Raw genomic sequence first — 3,493 nt, forward strand, 5'->3', positions numbered from 1 at the left:
GTGGCTGTTGTGCCCCTGGCCGACTGGCTGGCGGTGGGGGAAGGGTACGCCGGCTTGCTGCCCGCACCGCAGGAGGACGACCTCGCGGCCATCGTCTATACCTCCGGCACCACGGGAAAACCCAAGGGTGTGATGCTGACGCACCGCAACATCGTGTCCAACGTGCGGGCCATCCTGTCGCTGGTGGTGCCGGCGGTGGACGATGTGTTCCTGTCGTTCCTGCCGCTGTCGCATACGTTTGAACGGACTGCCGGTTATTACCTGCCCATTGCCGCCGGAAGCTGTGTGGCTTATGCGCGTTCCGTGCCCTTGCTGGCCGAGGACCTGAAAACCGTGCGCCCCACCGTGCTGATTTCGGTGCCGCGTATTTACGAACGCGTATTTGCCAAACTGCAGGAAACACTGACGCAGTCGCCGCTTAAAACACGCCTGTTTCTGGCGGCGCAGTCTGTCGGCTGGCGGCGGTTTTGCCGCGCACAGGGATTGCTTTTGGCGGAAAGCGAAAAAAGTCCGTGGGCATGGCTGGATCCCCTGGTCTGGCCCCTGCTGGAGCGGCTGGTGGCCGGAACCCTGCGGGCGCAGTTTGGTGGGCGCGTGCGGGTGGCGGTGAGCGGTGGTGCGCCCTTGTCGCATGCGGTGGCACGCTGTTTCCTCGGCCTGGGCCTGCCGCTACTGCAGGGCTACGGCATGACGGAGACATCGCCCGTGGTGTCGGGCAATGGTGTGGACGACAACGACCCGGCCACGGTGGGCAGGGCCTTGCCGGGTGTCGAGGTGCGCATCAGCGCCAACCAGGAGCTGCAGGTACGCGGCCCGCTGGTGATGAAGGGCTACTGGAAACGCCCCGAAGACACGGCCCGCGTGCTGACGGACGACGGCTGGCTGTGCACAGGAGATCAGGCCGTGATCGATGGCGGGCGTATCCGCATCATGGGACGCCTGAAGGAAATCATCGTGACGTCGACCGGCGAAAAAGTACCGCCTGGCGACCTGGAGGTGGCGATTGCCGCCGACTCCCTGTTCGACCAGGTCTTTGTCGTCGGTGAAAACCGCCCCTTCATCGCCTGTGTGGCGGTGGTCAACCCGGCCGAATGGCGGCGTGTGGCTGCAGCGCTGGCGGTGGACCCCGAGGATCCGGCCAGCCTGCACCTGCCGGCTGTCCACAAGCTCGCGCTGGAGCGCATGGCAACCCAGACAAAGGACTTTGCACGCTACGCGACGCCGCGTGCCGTGTACCTTACGCGGGAGCCGTGGACGCTCGAAAACACCCTGATGACGCCGACGCTCAAGCTCAAGCGCAACAACCTGATGACCCGTTATGCACGCGAAATTGAGGCGATGTACCGTCCCGAAGCGCGGATCAGCGGCCACCCTTGAGAAACAGGTCTCGGTCAGGTGCGAAATTGGCATGTAGGGGCAGCATGGCACCGCCCAGCGCGCGAGCGTCGGAGCCAATGCTGCCGGCGATCACCTGGGCGGGCCAGAGGCCTTCCCAGTTGTAGCGGCCGAGTGCTGCGCCCGTGGCTTCAATCAGGCGCTGCAGCAGCGGGCGGCAAAAGGAGCCATCCATCACCACGGCATCAATATCCAGCAGGGCCGTTGCGCTGACCACGCTGTGGGCCAGTGCATTGGCGGCGCTGGCCACCCAGGCCTGGGTGTCGGACTCGAACGGCGGCTGCAGGGCGCGTTCGTCATAGGCTGCAGTCGGATCAAGCCCGCGCGCCTTGAAACACTGCTCCAGTTCCCAGAGCGAAGCCTGGCTGACCAGCTGTGGCGGCGCGCCGGGTGGCCGGGCCGCCTGCAATGGCAGCGACGCCACGGCGCCGGCGTTGTTGTGGATGCCGGCGTGAAGCTGTGAGTTGATGACCAGGCCGCCCCCCACAAAGGTGTCGACAAACAGGTAGAGAAAGCTCTTGAGGTCGCGCCCACGGCCCGACACCAGCTCGGCCACGCAGGCCGCCGAGGTATCTTTGGCAAAACTCACAGGCAGCTCGGTCATGGCTTGCACTTCGGCGCTGAGGTCGATGTGGTTCCATCGGTCCGACTGCTGCGCTGACAGCCCCAGCATCCGGTGCCAGCCACCGAGCTGGAAGGGAGCGGCCACCCCCACACCGACCAGTCGCGGAGCCAGTGCACCGAGTTGCTCGCGCAGGATGCGCAGGTTCTGGCCGATCACGGGGAGCAGTGTGTCGGCATCTGGGAAGGCATAGGCCAGCGACAGGCGTTGGCGGACCTGACCGGTGAAGTCGACCAGCAGCCAGTCGGTGCTGCGCCGGCCAATCTTGATCCCCACAGAGAAGGCTCCGTCGGGGTTCAGCGCCAACGGCACCGAGGGCTGGCCAATGCGCCCGCGCACGCGATCATGCCGGATCAGCAGGTCGTCTTCTTCCAGCCGGGCAGTGATCAGCCCGATGGTCTGTGCGGTCAGGTTGGTCAGGCGGGCCAGTTCGGCTTTCGGTACGCTGCCGTGCAGGCGGATGGCCTGCAGCACCACGCGTTCGTTGAACTGGCGCATACCCACGTGGTTGGAGCCGCGCTGGCGCAGCCACACAGGTGTGGCTGCTTCGGATTCCGCAGGGGTAGCGGGAGTGGCGGCGGTGACAGGAGATTCGGTCATGGACGCAGATTTTCGCCGATGACCCCTTTGCGCAGGATGAAGTTGCCAAAAGGCTGCAATTCACCCGTCACCACAATGGCATAGGCCTGGCGTACCCGTTCATAAAACGCGTAGCGCTCAACGGCCTCGGCCTGCTGGTGCGGCAGCCAGCCCGGGGCCAGCAGCGCCAGTACCTCGCGCTGTAGCTCTGAACGGTAGGGTGCCTCGGTACCGCTGACCTGCATGTAAGCCACCGGATGATCCACGTCTTCAGCCAGAGGCAGCAGCGACGCCACGGCCCGCACTGTCCGCGCCATGCCATGGCCAGGCAGGCGCAGCACGGGTTTGCCCGCGCCCACACTCATGGCCGTGAAGTTGGCGTCGGCCAGCAGCAGCGCATCGTCATGGCCCATCTCGGCCAGCAGCTTGAGCAAGTCGGGCGTGAGTAGAGGGTCAATGCCTTTAAGCATGAGCGGGCCTCACGCATTTTGGAGTGACAGTGCCCCCTCGAGCGGCAGCAGTACGCGAAGCGATAAGCGCGGGGGGCCCCTCTTTACCAGCCGGGGCCGCGGATCTGGCTTTGCCAGTCCGCAGGCGCAGCGCCCCCTCGGGGGGCAGCGTAGTACACGCAGTGACAAGCGTGGGGGCCAATATGTCAGGCAAGTGCGGACTCCGGCAGTTCTTCGGCCGTCTTGGCGCCCGTCATCACGGCCACGGTGTCGCTCATGCTGATGGTCTTGGGATTGACGACCGCCGCACGGCGGCCCAGGCGCTGGATGTGGATGCGGTCGGCGATTTCAAACACATGCGGCATGTTGTGGCTGATCAAGATGACGGGCAGTCCCTTGTCGCGCACCCGGCGAATCAGCTCCAGCACCATGTTGCCTTCTTTCACGC

General features: G+C 65.3%; 3 protein-coding genes and 1 pseudogene. 1 reads left to right on the forward strand and 3 read right to left on the reverse strand.

All coding sequences use genetic code 11. The features are described from left to right. The coding region (locus tag AC1D1X_RS18665; protein WP_477698856.1) for an AMP-dependent synthetase/ligase at positions 1 to 1,377 on the forward strand (1,377 nt) is incomplete at its 5' end. On the opposite strand, the gene AC1D1X_RS18670 is transcribed toward AC1D1X_RS18665, so the two are convergent. The 3 genes and pseudogenes from AC1D1X_RS18670 to AC1D1X_RS18680 all read right to left on the reverse strand — a co-directional run. After that, positions 1,361 to 2,617, reverse strand: coding sequence for an ROK family transcriptional regulator (locus AC1D1X_RS18670; RefSeq protein ID WP_477671144.1), 1,257 nt, complete (start codon positions 2,615 to 2,617; stop codon positions 1,361 to 1,363). The two genes, AC1D1X_RS18665 and AC1D1X_RS18670, sit on opposite strands and share 17 nt — an antisense overlap. Beyond that, entirely contained in the window at positions 2,614 to 3,066 is a 453-nt protein-coding gene (locus AC1D1X_RS18675; protein ID WP_477671143.1) for an RbsD/FucU family protein, read from the reverse strand. The genes AC1D1X_RS18670 and AC1D1X_RS18675 overlap by 4 nt, the downstream gene beginning before the upstream one ends. Before the next feature lie 185 nt (positions 3,067 to 3,251). Further along, positions 3,252 to 3,493: pseudogene (locus AC1D1X_RS18680) on the reverse strand (sugar ABC transporter ATP-binding protein); the annotation flags it as partial.

This window comes from Polaromonas sp. P1_G4, from assembly GCF_056405475.1.